The organism is Eilatimonas milleporae, assembly GCF_003688555.1.
Lineage (GTDB): Bacteria > Pseudomonadota > Alphaproteobacteria > Sphingomonadales > Kordiimonadaceae > Eilatimonas > Eilatimonas milleporae.
Map to the genome: position 1 here is coordinate 200,245 of NZ_REFR01000010.1, position 17,747 is coordinate 217,991.

Below are 17,747 nucleotides of genomic sequence, written 5' to 3' on the forward strand. Positions count from 1 at the left end.
TCCACCCACTGGGACGGGTTAGTGGGTGGGGTAACCCGTAGTCACATGGCTGTATCAGCTACAGCCACTGGTCGCACCGCATGTGTCGCACTTCAGACAGGTACCGTTGCGCACAAGGGTGAAATTACCGCATTCCCCGCAGGCATCCCCTTCATAACCTTTCAGACGAGCGGCCGCGCGGGCATCCGCCGTTGCATCCGTCGCACCGTTCGTCATGGCCGACCCGACAGTGACGCTCAGGGTTTCCGTGCCGGTGGCCACGGCAACCGTTTCGAGAGCCGTGTCCCCGGTTTTGACCGGTGTGTCCTGCTTGCCTTTCAGCACCACAAGGTTACTGCCGCGCACATAGCCGGTTGATGCCAGTTTCTGCACACGGGCAAGGGCTTCCGTCACGTCCGCGCCCATTTCCGGCAAGGCCTCGCCGCGGTCACCGCGACCGGTGGTGTCGGGCATCAGGTCCGCGGGCGTCGCATGGGACAGGTCTTCGCGGCCAAGATAGCTGATCGCCAGTTCACGGAAGATATAATCCAGGAGCGATGTCGCCATTTTGATCGTGTCGTTGCCTTCAACACGGCCAAAAGGTTCAAACCGCGTGAAGGTGAAGGCGTCGACAAATTCCTCAAGCGGTACGCCATATTGCAGGCCGATGGAAATGGCGATGGCAAAATTGTTCATCAGCGAGCGGAAGGCAGCACCTTCCTTGTGCATGTCGATGAAGATTTCACCAAGCGATCCATCGTCATATTCACCTGTGCGCAGGTACACCTTGTGCCCGCCGACGATTGCCTTCTGGGTATAACCCTTGCGCCGCTCCGGCAGGCGTTTGCGATTGGCCGGGCCGGTGCTTTCCACTTCGACGATACGCTCGACAATCCGTTCCGCGACGATATTCGTCTTTTCAGCGACCGTCTTCTCTTCAAGCTCTTCGCTCAGATCATCATCGTCGAGCAGGGCGGCGTTCAGCGGCTGGCTGAGCTTGGAGCCGTCGCGGTACAGGGCATTTGCCTTCAGGGCCAGCGACCAGCTCAATTCATAGGCCGCCATGCAGTCTTCAACCACGGCACTGTTCGGCATGTTGATGGTTTTGGAAATGGCGCCGGAAATGAAAGGCTGCGCCGCCGCCATCATACGGATATGGCTTTCCCAACTCAGATACCGTTTGCCGATCTTGCCGCACGGGTTGGCACAGTCGAAAACGGACAGGTGCTCTTCCCGCAGATGGGGCGCGCCTTCCAGCGTCATGGCCCCGCAGCAGAATATATTGGCATCTTCGACCTGCTTTTTGGAAAAGCCCAGCGCGGCCAGCATGTCGAAATTGTAATCGTTCAGCTGATCATCGCTGAAGCCAAGGGTTTCCTTGCAGAATTCAGCACCGAGCGTCCACTGATTGAACACGAATTTGATGTCGAAAGCGTTGGCAAGCTGTTCTTCAACCGCCTCGATTTCCTTTGCCGTGAAGCCTTTCGCCTTCAGTGCGGCATGATTGATGCCGGGGGCGTCTTTAAGCGTGCTGTGCCCGACGGCGTAATCTTCGATCGCCTTGACCTGAACCGGTGTATATCCCAGCACTTCAAGCGATTGCGGCACGATACGGTTGATGATTTTGAAATAGCCGCCGCCTGCGAGCTTTTTGAATTTCACCAGGGCAAAATCGGGCTCGATCCCGGTGGTGTCACAGTCCATGACCAGACCGATAGTGCCGGTCGGGGCGATGACGGACGCCTGCGCGTTGCGGTAACCGTGGCTCAGTCCCAACTCCAGGGCGTTATCCCAGGCTCTGGCCGCCGCCGTGGCAACGGCGCTTTCGGGGCAGGACGGGATATCCAGCGGAACCGGGTTGGTATGCAGCTTTTCATAACCGTCCGCCTCGCCGTGGGCGGCGCGGCGATGGTTGCGGATCACCCGCAACATATGCTCGGCGTTTTTCTTGTATCCGGGGAAGGGGCCGAGTTCACCGGCCATCTCCGCCGAGGTGGCATAGGACACACCCGTCATCAGGGCGGTGATGGCGCCGCACAGGGCCCGGCCCTCATCGCTGTCATAGGACAGGCCCAGGCTCATCAGCAGGCCGCCGATGTTGGCATAGCCCAGTCCCAGCGTGCGGTACTCATAGGACAGTTTGGCAATCTCCTTGGACGGGAACTGTGCCATCAGGACCGAGATTTCCAGAACCATCGTCCACAGCCGGACAGCATGCTCGAAATTCTCGACCGCGAAATGACCGTCTTCGGTCCTGAATGTCATCAGGTTGAGCGAGGCCAGATTACAGGCGGTGTCGTCCAGAAACATATATTCCGAGCATGGGTTGGAAGCGCGGATATCGCCGGACTCCGGGCAGGTGTGCCAGTCATTGATGGTGGTATGGAACTGAATGCCGGGGTCTGCGCACGCCCATGCGGCATGACCCACATCGCGCCAAAGCCCGGCCGCGTTCAGCGTTTTTGACGTCGACCCGTCGATGCGGTTTGTCAGGGTCCAGTCTGTTCCGTCCTTGACGGCCTGCATGAACGCGTCACTGACGCGAATGGAATTGTTGGAATTCTGCCCGGAAACCGTGAGATAGGCTTCCGAATCCCAGTCCGTGTTGTAGGTCCGGAAATCTATGGACGTGTATCCCTGTTCCGCGAACTGTATGACACGCTGAATATAGTTCTCCGGAATCATCACTTTCCGTGCGGCGATGATTTCCTTTTTCAGCGGCTTGTTTGCCTTGGGGTTGAAGGCATCCTCACCCAGATCCGGCTTGGCGTCATGGACCGCTTTCATGATCCGGTTCAGGTGGATTTCATTCAGCTTCGAGCCGGAGACAAGCGCCGCGACTTTTTGTTCTTCCACCACCTTCCAATTGATAAAGGCTTCGATATCGGGGTGGTCGATATCCACAACGACCATTTTCGCCGCCCGCCGCGTTGTGCCGCCGGATTTGATGGCCCCGGCTGCGCGGTCGCCGATTTTCAGGAAACTCATCAGGCCGGACGATTTGCCGCCGCCGGACAGTTTCTCCCCTTCGCCGCGAATGTTGGAAAAGTTCGAGCCGGTGCCGGATCCGTATTTGAACAGCCGGGCCTCACGGGTCCACAGGTCCATGATGCCGCCGTCATTGACGAGGTCGTCGCTGACGGACTGGATGAAGCAGGCATGCGGCTGCGGGTGTTCATAGGCACTCTTGGATTTTACCAGCCGGCCGTTTTCAAAATCCACATAATGGTGTCCCTGAGCCGGGCCATCGATGCCGTAGGCCCAGTGCAGGCCCGTGTTGAACCATTGCGGTGAATTGGGCGCGGACATCTGCTTGGCCAGCATGAAGCGCATTTCATCGAAAAAGGTGCGGGCGTCGGCTTCGCTGTCGAAATAGCCGCCTTTCCAGCCCCAATATGTCCAGGTTCCGGCCAGCCTGTCGAAAACCTGTTTGGCGCTGAGCTCACTGCCATAGCGTTTGTCTTCCGGCAGGGCGGCGAGCGCATTTTCGTCCGCCTCCTTGCGCCAGAGCCATGACGGAACGGTGTTTTCCTCAACCGGTTTCAAGGCCTGCGGCACGCCGGCCTTCCGGAAATATTTCTGGGCGATAATGTCGGTTGCCACCTGGCTCCAGGCTTCCGGCACTTCCACATCTGCCATGTGAAAGACGACGGAGCCGTCCGGGTTGCGGATCTCGCTGACTGCGCGTCTCCAGTCGATCCCTTCATAGGGACATTGATTTTCTTCTGTGAACCGCCGCTCTATACGCATTTAGAAACCCCCTGAGGCTGCTTTTCGTTTTCTGATCCCTGACTTTCCGAGGTGGTCCGGCGGTACGGTTGCGGAAGCAAGACGGAGCAAGCCTGAAGTCTTCCGTTGGTATTCTGCCCGTTTTATGTCGCTGCCGGCCCGGTTTAAAATCAGCCCCGAATGAAAGACCTGAAAAGCAGACCCCGATCCGTGCAAACCCCAACGTATCAACACCATGCAGCGATTTCGCCCGACTTTCGATCCCGCCACTATATATGGGGGTCCCCACCGAAAGCGACACAAGCTTATGTGTGGAAAGGAGGGGCAGCAAGTCTCTTTTTATAAGTTTTGAACATTGACACGGGCTGTTCGAAACGAGCTTTCCAGACGACTCATTGCAAGCCTGCGGAGTCGTCCCCCACAGCCGGTTTTGCAAAAATCCGGCACGGTCGATCCGGCAGTTTTGCATTCGGCGAACAAACCTGCGCCATATTCTCCACAATGGCGAATTCCCAAGGAGAATCGCGAATTGGAAAGCGTTGCTGGACCAGCTTTTACACCATGAAAACAAGAGGGGCTGACGATGCGCCGTAACCGTTTGTCAAAGCATATGCCGGTGTGTGCCTGTCGTTCGGTCATCCTTTTCCTGCCATGTTTTCTGTGGTAAGTCCCGGCTGTATGTATGGTTTCACGGCCCCGGAACGGCCGGAAAAGGCGGGTTTTCCGGGAACAGATAAAGAGAAGGTGGTCGCAGTATGAGCGGTCTTATCTCATCGGTTTTTTCGTCCCCGATTTTCACCTGGTGGAACAGTGCCACCTTCGGCACACGCCTGTTCACCAGCCGCAAGGGCGTGAAAGTGGGGGAGGATGATCAGGGTAATCTGTATTACAGGGAGCGGGACGGCGAACGCCGCTGGGTGATATACAGAAATGGTCCGAATGAAGCGTCCCGTGTTCCGCCGGAATGGCATGCCTGGTTGCATTACACGGTCGATGTGCCGCCAAGCGAACAGCCCCCGGTCACGAAAAAGTGGGAAAAACCGCACAAGCCCAATCTGACCGGAACCGACGGTGCCTATGTGCCCGGCGGCAGTCTTCTGGCCGGTGCGAAGCGTGCCGCCAGCACCTCCGACTATGAGGCATGGCGCCCCTGAACCGGGGGACCATAGATGCGGCGGAAACGTAACGGATCACTGTTGCCGTTTCACATTCGCTGTAAGCAAGGATTTCTATAATGTCTGCAAGTTTGGTGGAGTCGCTGATCGGAGCTCTGGTTCTGCTGGTGGCCGGCTGGTTTGTCTTTTACGGCTATCAGCAGACGGAGGGCCGCACAGCAGGCGGTTATGAACTGCAAGCCCGGTTCGACCGTGTAAACGGCCTGACGATTGGAAGCGATGTCCGGTTGTCAGGCATAAAGGTCGGGACGGTCGTCGATCAGAGGATCGATCCCGAAACCTTTCAGGCCGTGGTCCGGTTTACCGTCCGGTCCGATGTCGCGCTTCCGACGGATACCGCCGCCGCCATCAGCGCCGAAGGGCTTCTGGGCGGGGGATATCTGTCCCTGCTGCCCGGCGGGATGGAGGAAACGCTGATTGAAGGGGACGAGATCGAGGAAACGCAGGATGCGATTGACCTGGTCGGCCTTCTGGGGCGTTTCATGTTTAATGATGACGGCAATGATGATGGCGGGAAGAAACCGGCGGATGCGACGACGCCGTAAACCGCCCCTTCTGCCTTTGTTGCTGGGCGTTTTGCTGGTTTTGTCCGTGACGGATCGGTCTGCTGTCCGAGCGCAGAGCGTTCCGATTGAACGATCCGGACAGTCTGAAGTGCCAAGGGCGCAGTCGGACGGGCCCGAGGCGCCCACGCTGGAAGACAGGCCCAGTGTTTTTCTGCGTGCCCTTGACAAGATCACCGCGCGTATCACGGAAATCGATATTCCGGTCGGGGAAGAGCGCCGTTTCGGATCGCTGGCGATCAGCGTGCGCTATTGCCGGACCCGCCCGCCTATCGAACCGCCTGAGACATACGCTTATCTGGATATCTTTGAAATTCGCGGACAGGATCGCATGCCCGTTTTTTCCGGCTGGATGGTGGCGTCCAGTCCCGCGCTCAATCCTCTTGAGCACCCGGTCTATGATGTCTGGGTGATCCGTTGCAGCACCGACGCCCCTTTTGTCCCCGCCGGCAGCCGGTAAAAGTCCGCATCGATGTCCAGCGCATCCCGCAATCTGGCCTGATAGTCCTGCCGGGGAATTTCGACAACGCCGAAACGGCGTAAATGATCGGTTGCGAACTGCGTGTCCAAAAGGCGGTATCCGCCGGTAATCAGTCTGGCAACCAAATGCACAAGAGCGACTTTGCTGGCGTCGCGTACCGTGTGAAACATGCTTTCGCCAAAAAAGGCACCGCCCAGGCTGACCCCGTACAGACCGCCGACCAGATTGTCATCCCGCCACACTTCGACGGAATGCGCGTGCCCGAGATCGTGAAGGGCGGTGTAGAGCCGTTCCACCCTGTGACTGATCCATGTGGAGGTTCGCCCTTCGGCTGAGGCCGCGCAGGACCGCACAACGGCGCGAAAGGACCGGTCGACGGTAACCGTGAACGTATCCCGGCGTACCAGTTTGGCCAGGGACCGGGGGATGTGAAAGCTGTCCAGGGGCAGAATGCCGCGTTCGTCCGGATCCAGCCAGAAAAGATGCGCGTCCGTCCGTTCTTCCGCCATCGGGAAAATACCGGATGCGTAAGCTTTCAATAACAGGTCGGGAGTGATCATATCGTCGTGAGGCATGGCCCAGAGTCAAAGATCACTCCTTCCCGGAATTCAAGAGATTTCTATATCAGGGTGCCTCTGAGGCGAGGAATTTTTCCAGCCAGTGAATATCATAGGCACCGGTTTTGAAATCATCATTGTCCATGAGGCTTTGATGAAGCGGAATTGTCGTCGTCACGCCGTCGATGACATATTCCTCAAGACTGCGGCGCAGACGCAGCAGGCAACCGTCCCGCGTATACCCCACCACGATGAGTTTGGCGATCATGCTGTCATAATAGGGAGGAATGGTGTAGCCGGCGTAGGCGGCACTGTCACAGCGTACATTCAGGCCGCCCGGCGGGTGATACTGGGTTACGCGGCCGGGGCTGGGCATGAAGGTTTTCGGGTCCTCTGCATTGATACGGCATTCAATGGCATGACCCAGAAACCGGACCATTTCCTGTGTGTAGGACAGTTTGCGGCCGGACGCGACGCGGATCTGTTCCCGCACGATATCGATACCGGTGATCATTTCCGTCACCGGGTGTTCCACCTGTAGGCGGGTGTTCATTTCAATGAAATAGAACTCGCCGTCTTCATAAAGGAACTCAATGGTGCCGGCGCCCACATATCCGAAATCCGCCATGGCCTTGGCAACGATACCGCCCATGCGGCTACGGGTTTCGTCATCGATCACGGGTGAGGGGGCTTCTTCCAGCACTTTCTGGTGCCGGCGCTGCAATGAACAGTCCCGTTCGCCCAGGTGAATGCAGTTGCCGTGAGAGTCGCCGATGATCTGAAATTCAATATGCCGTGGCCGGCCAAGAAACTTTTCAATATAGACCGCGCCGTCGCCGAAAGCAGCCTCGGCCTCCTGACGGCAGGCGGTCAGGGCGGCGCTGAGATCGCCGGCCTCATGCACCACCTTCATGCCACGTCCGCCGCCGCCGGCGGCTGCCTTGACGATAACGGGATAGCCGATTTCATCCGCCACGCGTGTGGCCTCCCCGTCATCGGTGATCCCGCCTGGCGAGCCGGGCACAACCGGTATACCGAGTTTCTGCACGGTATCCTTGGCGGTGATCTTGTCGCCCATCATCCGGATATGGTCCGCTGACGGACCGATAAAGGTCAGGCCGTGTTCGGCAACGATCTCGGCAAACCGGGCGTTCTCGGACAGGAAACCGTACCCCGGATGAATGGCGTCAGCACCGGTGATTTCCGCCGCCGCCATGATGGCCGGAATGTTCAGGTAACTGTCTTTTGCCGCCGGGGGACCGATACAGACGGACTCGTCAGCCAGACGCACATGCATGGCATCGGCATCGGCGGTTGAATGCACGGCAATGGTTTTCACGCCCATTTCGTGACAGGCACGATGGATCCTGAGCGCAATTTCGCCCCGGTTGGCAATCAGAACTTTTTCAAACATGTCCTGTTACTCGACGATGCAGAGAGGTTCGCCATACTCAACAGGCTGGCCATCCTGGAAATGAATTTCCTTAACCGTGCCGCTTTTGGTGGCGGCGATCTGGTTCATCACTTTCATCGCTTCGATGATGAGGATGGTATCCCCTTCCTTGACGCTGTCCCCCACCTTGATGAAGGGTTCCGCGTCCGGCGAGGGGGCGGCATATGCGGTTCCGACCATGGGGGCGGTGATGACGCCCGGATGCTGTGCCGGGTCCGTCGCGGCCGGTGCTGTCTCCGAAGCGGCAGGTCCGGGTGCGGGCGCTACAGGCACGGTCTGTGCGGCGGGACCCTGGCCTGGCACGGCCACTTGTGTGATGGTCGGTGCCGTTATTTCCCGGGCAACGCGGATGCGGAAATCATCCTCTTCAACCTCGATTTCCGACAGCGAGGATTGATCAAGAAGATCCGCCATTTCGCGGATCAGGTCTTTGTAATCGTGGAGTTTGGACATTCATCCCTTCTCTTAATTTGTCGCGATTGTGTGGCTTGGTACCGCTTCATGCCTGTGACCTGGCACTCATGCAGCCCGAGCCTGTAAAATAATCGCGGCCATTCAAGAATTTGCCGATAGCATAGCTGCAATCGCCTCAAGCGCAAGGATATAGCCTTGTGCGCCAAATCCTGCAATCTGACCCATGACGACAGGGGCAATCAGCGAACGGTGACGGAACGTCTCACGCGCGTGGATGTTGGAAAGGTGGACCTCGACCGACGGCAGTGACAGGCTGGCCAAGGCGTCGCGCAAGGCGATAGAGGTATGGGTATAGCCTGCCGCATTGATGATGAGACCGCTGGCGAGGGTCGCTGCCTCCTGTACCCAGTCTATGAGCTGGCCTTCATGATTGCTTTGCCGGAAATCGATGGCCAGTGACAGGGCCGCGGCCCTTTCCCCGACGCTGTGCGAGATGTCCTCCAGCGTATGGTGTCCATAAATATCGGGTTCCCTGGTGCCGAGCAGGTTCAGGTTCGGACCATTCAGGATGAAGATTATCGGCTCCGGACGACCGGCCATGTATATTCCCCCTTAACAATCAGGCCAGGATACAGGCATGGGCGTCTCTGTTTCGGACGTCCTGTCACCTTTTCGGCGTGCCCATACGCCTAGGATATGGCCTTCCCTCACGCTTGAAGGCCCCTCTATAATACCATATTGAAAGGATGCAAAGCCGGGAGACTACTGTGATGGCCTCACCGGCCCGAGCATGAGAGCCGTCCGATAGCCCCACGCGTCGGCCACTGGGCGGGCTGTCGAATTCAGACCTGTTAAGATTAGGAAGTTCCCGTGATCACTTTGACCGTTAATGGCGACCCCACGCGTCTCGAAACGCCGTCCAGCATTGCCGTTTTTCTGAAGGATAAAGGCATTGATCCGACCAAGGTGGCAGTGGAGCGTAACCGCGAAATCGTGCCCCGGTCGACCTATGACGCTGTTTTTCTGGAAAACGGCGATGCCCTGGAAGTGGTGCATTTCATCGGGGGCGGCGATGTCGGCGACGGCAGCACGGGTGAGGAAGCCGGCACGGTTTCCAGTGGTCGGGACGAAACCTGGACTGTCGCGGGCCGCACATTCCAGTCCCGCCTGATTGTCGGGACCGGCAAGTACAGGAATTTCGAGCAAACCGCCCGCGCGGTTGAAGCCTCGGGCGCTGAAATCGTGACAGTGGCGGTGCGGCGCGTCAATGTCAGCGATCCCAACCAGCCCATGCTTGTGGATTATGTTGATCCTGAAAAGATCACCTATCTGCCGAATACGGCGGGCTGCTTCACAGCCGATGATGCTGTGCGCACATTGCGCCTGGCGCGGGAGGCCGGGGGCTGGGATCTGGTCAAGCTGGAAGTGCTGGGGGACCAGAAGACACTCTATCCCGATATGACGGAAACCCTCGCTGCCGCCGATGTACTGATCCGCGACGGTTTCAAGGTGATGGTTTATTGCAGCGATGATCCTATTCTTGCCAAACGCCTGGAGGATATGGGGTGCGTGGCCATTATGCCGCTGGGGGCGCCAATCGGCTCCGGACTGGGGATCCAGAACCCGGTCCAGATTCGTCTGCTGATCGAACAGGCCCGGGTGCCCGTACTGGTGGATGCGGGGGTCGGCACGGCCTCGGATGCCACCATTGCAATGGAATTGGGGTGTGATGGTGTGCTGATGAATACCGCCATTGCCGAGGCCTCAGACCCGGTGCGCATGGGCCGGGCCATGCGTCTGGCGGTAGAGGCGGGGCGTGAGGCCTATCTGGCCGGCCGCATGGCCAAGAAACGGTATGCCGATCCCAGTTCGCCATTGGCCGGCCTGATCTGATCCTATTGAACTGACGGCTGTGAGCCAGGCGCTTGGTGCAGTAGCCATATGCCAGGCAGCACACTACCACCGTCCATTATGACGAGGGTCAAGGTACCGTCAGCCGTGAAAGCCAGGGAGCCGGTTGCCAGTTCTACCGCCCTGCGGCGCGTTCGGCTGCGGCCCGGTCACGAACGCGGCTGACAGTATCTTTCAGATAATCGAAGCCGCGCGCACCGTTCACGAAATCATCGCCGATGATATAGAAGGGTGTGCCCTGAATTCCCATTTCCCTGCCGATGGCCAGGGTGTTTTCAATGGTCTTTTCAATCAGGGGGTCCCGCATATCCTTTTTCAATTGCGCAATATCCAGACCCGTCTGTTCGGCCACCTTGTATATCGTATCCTCGTCCAGACCACCCTCGGACGTTAACAATGCCGTGTGCAGGTCGGCATATTTGCCCTGGCGTTGGGCCGCAAGGGCCGCCCGCGCCGCAATGCGGGAGACCGGCGGAGCATCCGGCTGGTCGAGAACCGGGAACTGTTTGGGTATGAAACGGATATTGCCGTCTTCACTGACCAGTTTCATCACTTCGGCGAAGTGGCGGCGGCAGAAACCGCAGCGAAAGTCGAAGAACTCGATCAATGTGACATCGCCATTCGGGTTGCCGAGCACCGGTGCGCTCTCGTCGCTTTCAAGATAATCGCGATACAGATCAATCTGCGCCATCTGTTGACGGCGTTGGTATTCCTGAATGGCCCGAATGACCACATCCGGATTTTTTTCCAGATAGTCGGCGATAACCTGTTCGATTTTCTCACGCTCGCTGCTGTCAACGGGGGTGTCGTCCGCAAGCGGGCCTTTTGCTGCCGATAGTACGCCGAACAACAGAACCATGGTTGCGATGGAGGCAAATGCAGGCAGCATTTTCTTGACCATGAAAAACCTTTCAATATGGAAATATGAATCTCGGGATATCAGAAATTAACGGCGGCGACGGCCACGCTGCTGCTGCAATACGGGACCGGCTGCGGCCAGGATATCCTGAGCTCGCAGCCATTCCGGGCTGCCGCGATCGAAAGCCTCGACCGCCATACGGGCATGGTGTGCCGCGCGTCCTGCATAGCCTGCAGCGTAAAAGCGTTCCGCCGTTGCCAGATTGGCGTGTGCCTCTTTGCCTTGCCAGCTGTAGGTTTTGGCCAGATTGAACCAGGCGAAGGTGTTGCCCCTGTCAAGGCGAGTGGCTTCTTCCAGGACGGGCTGGGCCCGTGCCATCATGTCTTCGTCCTCGGTTGAGACCAGGGCCTGACCGAGGGCCGTGATGATCAGCGGCTGGTTCGGCGCCAGTTCCACGGCGCGTTCCAGAACCGGCAGTGCTTCCCTGACCTTGCCGTTTTCGAACAGGATTTGTCCCTTGATTTCATGGAAATAGGGATTCTCTGGCTCAGCCGCGATCAGGGCGTCGGCCTCCTCCAGCGCCAGGTCCCATTCCAGCGCCTTGTGATAGCCATAGACGCGTGCATAGCGCGCCGCGATCGATATGTCGCTGACCGGATAGGTGCGCAGTGTCTGGACAGGGTCGCTTACATAGCCGAACAGTTTGGCCTGTATGCGTTCAAACCGTTCGCTCAGGATGACGTCAGGCGGCTTGTCCTTGTGCGGGCTTCTTTCCAGCGCGTCCTGCAACTGCAAAATCCGCGTCCGGTTGATAGGGTGCGAGCGCACATAAGGGTCCTGGCGGATTTGTGCCAGTATTTCCTGGTCGCGCAGCTTGTCAAAGAAGCTGATCAGCCCGGCAGGCGATATGCCGACAGCCTCCAGATAACGGGCACCGGCAATGTCGGCTTCGCTTTCCTGTCCGCGGCTATAAGCCAGAAACTGGCGCTGCGCGGCCTGCTGGCCGGCGGAAATCAGGCCGATCCCCGCATCCCCGCCGCCGGCGGCAATGGCGGCAGCGCCCAGCACCATGGACAATATACTGGTTATCCCGGCATTTTGAGCGGCACCACGGGTCCGCAGGCTGTGCTGACAGGCAATGTGACAGGTTTCGTGTGCGAGTACGCCGATCAGTTCATTGACATTGTCATTGGCCAGGATCATGCCGGAGTGAACGCCGATATAGCGTCCATTGGCGGCAAAGGCATTGATGCTGGAATCGCCGATCAGGAAAATCGTGATCGAGGAGGGTTCGAGACCGGCGGCCAGAAGAAGCGGATCGGTGATATCGCGGAGGAAACGTTCCGTTTCGGCGTCACGCAGGATCGACTGGGCCCGGACCGGGGCACTCAGCAGTGCGCATAAACACAGAATATAAACAATCAGACGTTTCACAGCTCAGTCTCTTTGCTTCTGCCGCTTTTCCTCACATGACCGGCCTGTTGCCGATAATTGCCCTCATATTCCAAGGCTAACGATTGCCGATTGAACCGTCAATGAACCGGCGCTGACAAGCATGTGAGCGTGTCAAAACACTGCCGGGCAATCTGGACAAGAAAAAGGCCGGCCATGTCCTGATACGGGTATGGCCGACCTTTGCCTTTGGCATGCTGAAAGGGCTATCCGAAAGTTCGTTGCCACCAGCCGCGTTTTTTGGGTTGCGGGTTCGTGTCCGTGGGTTTTCCGCCACCTTCTGCCTCGACAGGAGCATCTGCAACCGGTGTCGGGGCCGGTATGTCGGCAGCTGCGGGTTTGGGGGCGGCGGTATCCCGTCCGGCCGGCACCGGTGCCGTTTGCGTTGCAGGGGCTGGCGATGTCTTGTCCGCTGTATCCGTGTCTTTATCCGCCTTTTTGGGTTTGGGGGCGGTCTTGCGCGGCCGGCGCGCAGGTTTTGCCGGTTCCGTTGCGGATTTTTCCGCTGTGGCGGCGGTGTTCTCAGCTCCGGCAGTTTCGGCCGCTGCGGCGGTTTTTGCCTTTGCCGGTTTGCGGCGGCTGCGTTTCGGCTTGTCCTCGGACGGTTTTTCACCGCTTTCCGAAGATGGGGCACTGTCCGAAGACTGGACATCCGCTTCATCCTGAACGGGGGCTTCTTCCGCTTCCGTTTTTTTACGGGTACGACGGCGGCGCGGTTTGGCCGGGGCGTCTTCCGCAGGGGACTTTATGCCGGTATCCCCTTGGCTCTCCAAGGCCTGCGATGCTGTTTCCGGCTCAGTTGCACCATCCGCGTCTGCGGCATCCGCTGTCTTGCCTTCCGGCTCTGCCGGTTTTTTCCGGGTGCGGCTGCGGCGTGGCTTGGGTTTATCGCCTTCGCCTTCGGCAGCTTTGCTGTCCGGCTGTGTTTCGGATTTTGTTTCCGCATCCGTGTCGGCCTCATCAGTATGGGGCACATCGGTATGGGCGTCTGCCGTATCCGCGGGCATTGTTTCAGACGGGGCCTCGGCCGTGACTGTGTCGCTGACCGTATCAGTCGTATCCTGCGCAATGGTCTCGTCGCCGGTGCGGTTCCGGCGCCGTCGTCCGCCGCGCCGTCCGCGCCGTCTGCGATTGCTCTCGGACGCGGTTTTATCATCCTCGTCGGTTTCGCCGCTGCGGGGGGGCGATGCCGTCTCGCTGCCGCTCTCTGCCTGGGTCTGACCGGTGTCGGTCATGTCCTCACCGCTTTTCTTGCGGCGACGGCGACGGCGTTTACGCTTCGGCTTTTCGTCATCCTGTGGGTCGGCCTGGGCAAGGGCGGCCCCGGTTGCTTCCTGCATACCTTCCGGCGTGACGATTGCCTCGCTGCTTTCTTCTGTCCGGGCACCGCCGACACGGGCCTCGCGCGTAATCTCGATATCAGACTGGCTGATAGTGCTGCTTGCAACGATATCAACCCTGAAGTCGTATCGTTCTTCCAGTTCCAGAAGCAGGGCGCGTTTCTTGTTCAGCAGATAAATCGCGACATCCGGATGGACATGCACGGCGATTGATGCGCTGCGTCCGCGAATCCCTTCTTCCTCAATCTGGCGCAGTGCCGAAAGGGAAGCAAAATCCACAGAGCGGACAAAGCCGGTTCCGTTACAGTGCTGGCATGGCTCCGTGCTGACCTCCATCAGGTTCGGACGCAGCCGCTGGCGCGACATTTCCATCAGTCCGAACGAGGAAATGCGTCCCACCTGAATGCGTGCACGGTCGCTTTTCAGCACGTCCTTCATGCGTTTTTCGACGGCACGGTTGTTGCCGCGTTCTTCCATGTCGATGAAGTCGATCACGACAAGACCGGCCATATCGCGCAGGCGCAGTTGGCGGGCGATTTCTTCAGCCGCTTCCAGATTGGTTTTAAGGGCGGTGCCCTCGATATTGTGTTCCTTGGTCGCCCGTCCCGAATTGACGTCTATGGAGATGAGGGCCTCGGTCGGGTTGATGACCACATATCCACCGGAGCGCAACTGCACAACCGGGTGGTACATGCTGTCAAGCTGGCTTTCCACCTGATACCGGTGGAACAGCGGAATACGGTCTTTGTAATGCTGAACCTTTTTCGCGTGGCTCGGCATCAGCATTTTCATGAAGTCCTTGGCGGACCGGTAGCCGGCTTCGCCTTCAACCAGTATTTCATCCACGTCCCGCGAATACAGGTCGCGGATCGTGCGCCGGATCAGGTCGGCTTCTTCATAAATCAGGGCAGGGGCCACTGATTTCAGGGTCAGCTCCCGAATACCGTTCCACAGGCGAAGCAGATATTCATAATCGCGCTTGATTTCCGCCTTGGTCCGCTGAAGTCCGGCTGTCCGGACGATCAGGCCCATATCTTCCGCCAGGTTCAGGGAGGAAATGATCGTCTTCAGGCGCTTGCGGTCCGCAGGCGAGGAAATCTTGCGGCTGATGCCGCCGCCATTGGTGGAATTCGGCATCAGCACGCAGTACCGCCCGGCAAGCGAGAGATACGTCGTCAGCGCCGCGCCTTTGTTGCCCCGTTCTTCCTTGACGACCTGAACCAGCAGGACCTGCCGCTTACGGATGACTTCCTGAATGTTGTAGCGACGTTTCAGTTCCCGCAGTCCCCGGCGCCGTGCGGCCGCGGCCGCGACTTCGTCGTCGCGTTCGGCCTCGGCGGCGTCGCCGCCGTCCGAAACGGCTTCGGCCTCATCCATATCATCCCCGTTGGCATCCGGCCCGTTGACATCGGGGTCTTCACCGTCGGCACCGGATTTGGGGGCTGCGGCGGCGGTTTCATCGCCGTCGACAGGGTCATCGTCGCTCTCGGCGGCGGCTTCGGCCTCGGCTGCCATCAGAGCTTCACGGTCCTCGACCGGAATCTGGTAATAATCGGGGTGGATTTCGCTAAAGGCCAGGAAACCGTGGCGGTTGCCGCCATATTCCACAAACGCGGCCTGGAGGGAGGGCTCCACCCGTGTCACACGGGCGAGATAGATATTCCCTTTCAGTTGGCGTCTTGCTGTGGCTTCGTAATCGAATTCCTCTACGCGGCTTCCCTTAACGACTGTGACGCGCGTCTCTTCGGTATGACGCGCATCGATAAGCATTCTGATCGACATCTATTGTTTCTCCGAGCGGGCTGCCGCGCGGTCGCACCCTCGGGAATGAGGGGGGCGCTGGCGGGCCCTTGTACAAAATTATGCCCTCCGGCCACTGCCGGAGAGAAAAGCTGGATAAGGACCCTGCCGTCCGGATGCGTCCACGATGACGAACGCCGCCAAGCCGCTTGCGAGGCCGGGGCAAATCCGTCGATTGCGTGGTAAATCATGGAAGGCATCGGGTCTTTATCCGGTTAGAGACCGACCGTTCCGGGCCGCCGCCGGTATCCTGTCCGTAAATGTGGGAACAGTTATTTGCCGCGGGTCCGAAAATATGACCGGTGCTGGACCTGTCGCCTGAAACAGACGGCAAATCGGTAAACTTTCACGCCAATCTAGTGATTTCACCTGCACATGACAATCCTCTTTCGTGCGGGCGATGCCAACCTGCCGTGGCGGACCGGCTGTTGACCATGACATGTCTTGTTCCATTGTCACGAAAGACTTACAATACAATGCCGTATAAAGAAACGTATAATATGGCGGTGTCTACGGCGTAAGGCCATGCAGTGCAGGGAGCCCCGCGGAACAATGCGGCTTATGACTGATTTGTTGTACAGGCGGCCATGTGCCGGGCGTGCGGTATCCGTTTTTTTCCTTTTTATTGCCTTGGGTTTGCTGGTGTCCGTGACGGGTGGGGCCGGGGCTGCCGATACGTCGATCAAGGGTATCCGTTTCGGTGAAAATGCCGGGCGGACGCGTATTGTTCTCGATGTTTCACAGGCAACAACACCCCGTCTCTTTCTGCTGCGGGACCCGAACAGGGTTGTTATCGATCTGGCAGGGGCCGAATGGTTGAACACGACCCCGGCCAGCGCGCGCGGCGTGGTTGCCCGGTACCGTCACGGCCTGTTCAGTGCCGATACCTACCGCATTGTTCTGGATTTGTCGCGGGCCGCTGTGATCGCGCGGTCCTTCACCCTGCCGCCAAACGGCAAGCGCGGATACAGACTGGTCATCGATTTGGAGCCGGCGGATCAGGACCGGTTTCTGGCTGCGGTGGCCGCGACACGCAAGGCCCGCCAGGCCTCCCGCGTGCCCGAGCACGATATCGTGCAGACACCTGTGCGGCGCGCATCGGACAAACGCGTCATTGTGGTCGATCCCGGTCATGGCGGTATCGATCCCGGAACCCTCGGTGTTCTTGGGGTGAATGAAAAGATCATCACCCTGCGTATGGCCCGCGTCATCAGGAAGGAACTGGCCAAAAATCCCCGCTATGAAGTGCATCTGACACGGGACCGGGATATCTTCATCCCCTTGCGAAAGCGCATCGATATTGCCCGCAGGCATGGGGCGGAACTGTTTATCAGCGTGCACGCGGATGCCATCAAAAACCCCAAGGTACGGGGCGGAACCGTATATACCCTGTCCGAGACATCATCGGATAGGGAAGCGGCGCGCCTGGCGGCAAAAGAGAACAAGTCCGATCTGATCGCCGGCCTTAATCTGGAAGAGGCGGCGGATGAGGTGAGCAGCATTCTGATCGAGTTGGCGCAACGGGAAACCATGAATTATTCGGCGGAGTTCGCCGGCATGCTCCTGCCCGAAATGCGGCGTGAGGTCGTCATGCATAAGCGCGGTCACCGTTTCGCCGGTTTTGTGGTGCTGAAAGCACCTGATGTACCGTCGGTTCTGATCGAAACGGGCTATCTGTCCAACAGGGCGGATGCCCGTGTCTTGGACAGCGCCGAAGGACGGCTGCGCATTGCGCGGGCAATCCGCCGGGCCACCGACAAATATTTTGAGCGCCTGACCGCCATGGGGCGGTGATACCCTGCGGCACGGGGCGTCATACGACCACGGCCACAGGTCGGCCAGCCCCTATGGCCTGACCGTCTGCCGTCAGCCTATCGTCAGCCGGCGAACATGCCGCGCCGATGCGCCGTGAAGGCGTGTTTCCCCCCGTGAGCGGATTGCCTAATAAGTGACACATTGATTTGCATAAAAGAGACTTGGGATTTGCATAAAAGAAATCAGGGTTTCTTAAAATACGAGGAATATCTGTCTGAC

13 protein-coding genes are annotated in these 17,747 nt (G+C 58.6%); 5 read left to right on the plus strand and 8 right to left on the minus strand.

The window, feature by feature from the left end; all coding sequences use genetic code 11:
* Positions 1 to 54 precede the first annotated feature (54 nt).
* Positions 55 to 3,729, minus strand: a complete 3,675-nt coding sequence (locus BXY39_RS05755; protein WP_121937903.1) for a vitamin B12-dependent ribonucleotide reductase — start codon at positions 3,727 to 3,729, stop codon at positions 55 to 57.
* A gap of 734 nt (positions 3,730 to 4,463) precedes the next feature.
* Here BXY39_RS05755 and BXY39_RS05760 point away from each other — a divergent pair.
* The 3 genes from BXY39_RS05760 to BXY39_RS05770 all read left to right on the plus strand — a co-directional run bounded on the left by BXY39_RS05760 (position 4,464) and on the right by BXY39_RS05770 (position 5,906).
* The gene (locus BXY39_RS05760; RefSeq protein ID WP_121937904.1) at positions 4,464 to 4,862 is read left to right on the plus strand and encodes an NADH:ubiquinone oxidoreductase subunit NDUFA12; all 399 of its coding nucleotides are present in this window, start codon (positions 4,464 to 4,466) and stop codon (positions 4,860 to 4,862) included.
* Between the two features lie 80 nt (positions 4,863 to 4,942).
* The gene (gene mlaD / locus BXY39_RS05765) at positions 4,943 to 5,428 is read left to right on the plus strand and encodes an outer membrane lipid asymmetry maintenance protein MlaD (protein ID WP_121937905.1); all 486 of its coding nucleotides are present in this window, start codon (positions 4,943 to 4,945) and stop codon (positions 5,426 to 5,428) included.
* A gap of 109 nt (positions 5,429 to 5,537) precedes the next feature.
* A complete protein-coding gene (locus BXY39_RS05770) occupies positions 5,538 to 5,906 on the plus strand; it encodes a DUF2155 domain-containing protein (RefSeq protein WP_211332110.1) in 369 nt (122 codons plus the stop codon).
* On the opposite strand, the gene aat is transcribed toward BXY39_RS05770, so the two are convergent.
* The 4 genes from aat to aroQ form a co-directional block, all read right to left on the minus strand.
* Entirely contained in the window at positions 5,843 to 6,502 is a 660-nt protein-coding gene (gene aat, locus BXY39_RS05775; RefSeq protein ID WP_121937907.1) for a leucyl/phenylalanyl-tRNA--protein transferase, read from the minus strand. The two genes, BXY39_RS05770 and aat, sit on opposite strands and share 64 nt — an antisense overlap.
* A 49-nt stretch (positions 6,503 to 6,551) precedes the next feature.
* Positions 6,552 to 7,898 (minus strand): acetyl-CoA carboxylase biotin carboxylase subunit, encoded by a 1,347-nt coding sequence (gene accC / locus BXY39_RS05780; RefSeq protein ID WP_121937908.1) that lies wholly within the window; start codon positions 7,896 to 7,898, stop codon positions 6,552 to 6,554.
* A gap of 6 nt (positions 7,899 to 7,904) precedes the next feature.
* The gene (gene accB / locus BXY39_RS05785; protein ID WP_121937909.1) at positions 7,905 to 8,390 is read right to left on the minus strand and encodes an acetyl-CoA carboxylase biotin carboxyl carrier protein; all 486 of its coding nucleotides are present in this window, start codon (positions 8,388 to 8,390) and stop codon (positions 7,905 to 7,907) included.
* Positions 8,391 to 8,492: 102 nt separating this feature from the next.
* Positions 8,493 to 8,951, minus strand: a complete 459-nt coding sequence (gene aroQ, locus BXY39_RS05790; protein ID WP_121937910.1) for a type II 3-dehydroquinate dehydratase — start codon at positions 8,949 to 8,951, stop codon at positions 8,493 to 8,495.
* A 270-nt stretch (positions 8,952 to 9,221) separates the two neighbouring features.
* On the opposite strand from aroQ, the gene thiS reads away from it, so the two are divergent.
* Positions 9,222 to 10,244 (plus strand): sulfur carrier protein ThiS, encoded by a 1,023-nt coding sequence (thiS, locus tag BXY39_RS05795; protein ID WP_121937911.1) that lies wholly within the window; start codon positions 9,222 to 9,224, stop codon positions 10,242 to 10,244.
* Between the two features lie 133 nt (positions 10,245 to 10,377).
* Here thiS and BXY39_RS05800 read toward each other — a convergent pair whose 3' ends face one another.
* The 3 genes from BXY39_RS05800 to BXY39_RS05810 form a co-directional block, all read right to left on the minus strand.
* A complete protein-coding gene (locus BXY39_RS05800) occupies positions 10,378 to 11,163 on the minus strand; it encodes a DsbA family protein (protein ID WP_121937912.1) in 786 nt (261 codons plus the stop codon).
* A gap of 45 nt (positions 11,164 to 11,208) precedes the next feature.
* Positions 11,209 to 12,555, minus strand: coding sequence for a M48 family metalloprotease (locus tag BXY39_RS05805; RefSeq protein WP_121937913.1), 1,347 nt, complete (start codon positions 12,553 to 12,555; stop codon positions 11,209 to 11,211).
* Positions 12,556 to 12,779: 224 nt separating this feature from the next.
* The gene (locus BXY39_RS05810; RefSeq protein WP_211332111.1) at positions 12,780 to 15,695 is read right to left on the minus strand and encodes an Rne/Rng family ribonuclease; all 2,916 of its coding nucleotides are present in this window, start codon (positions 15,693 to 15,695) and stop codon (positions 12,780 to 12,782) included.
* A gap of 660 nt (positions 15,696 to 16,355) precedes the next feature.
* Between BXY39_RS05810 and BXY39_RS05815 the strand changes: the two genes are divergently transcribed.
* Positions 16,356 to 17,507, plus strand: coding sequence for an N-acetylmuramoyl-L-alanine amidase (locus BXY39_RS05815; RefSeq protein ID WP_170163656.1), 1,152 nt, complete (start codon positions 16,356 to 16,358; stop codon positions 17,505 to 17,507).
* Positions 17,508 to 17,747 lie beyond the last annotated feature (240 nt).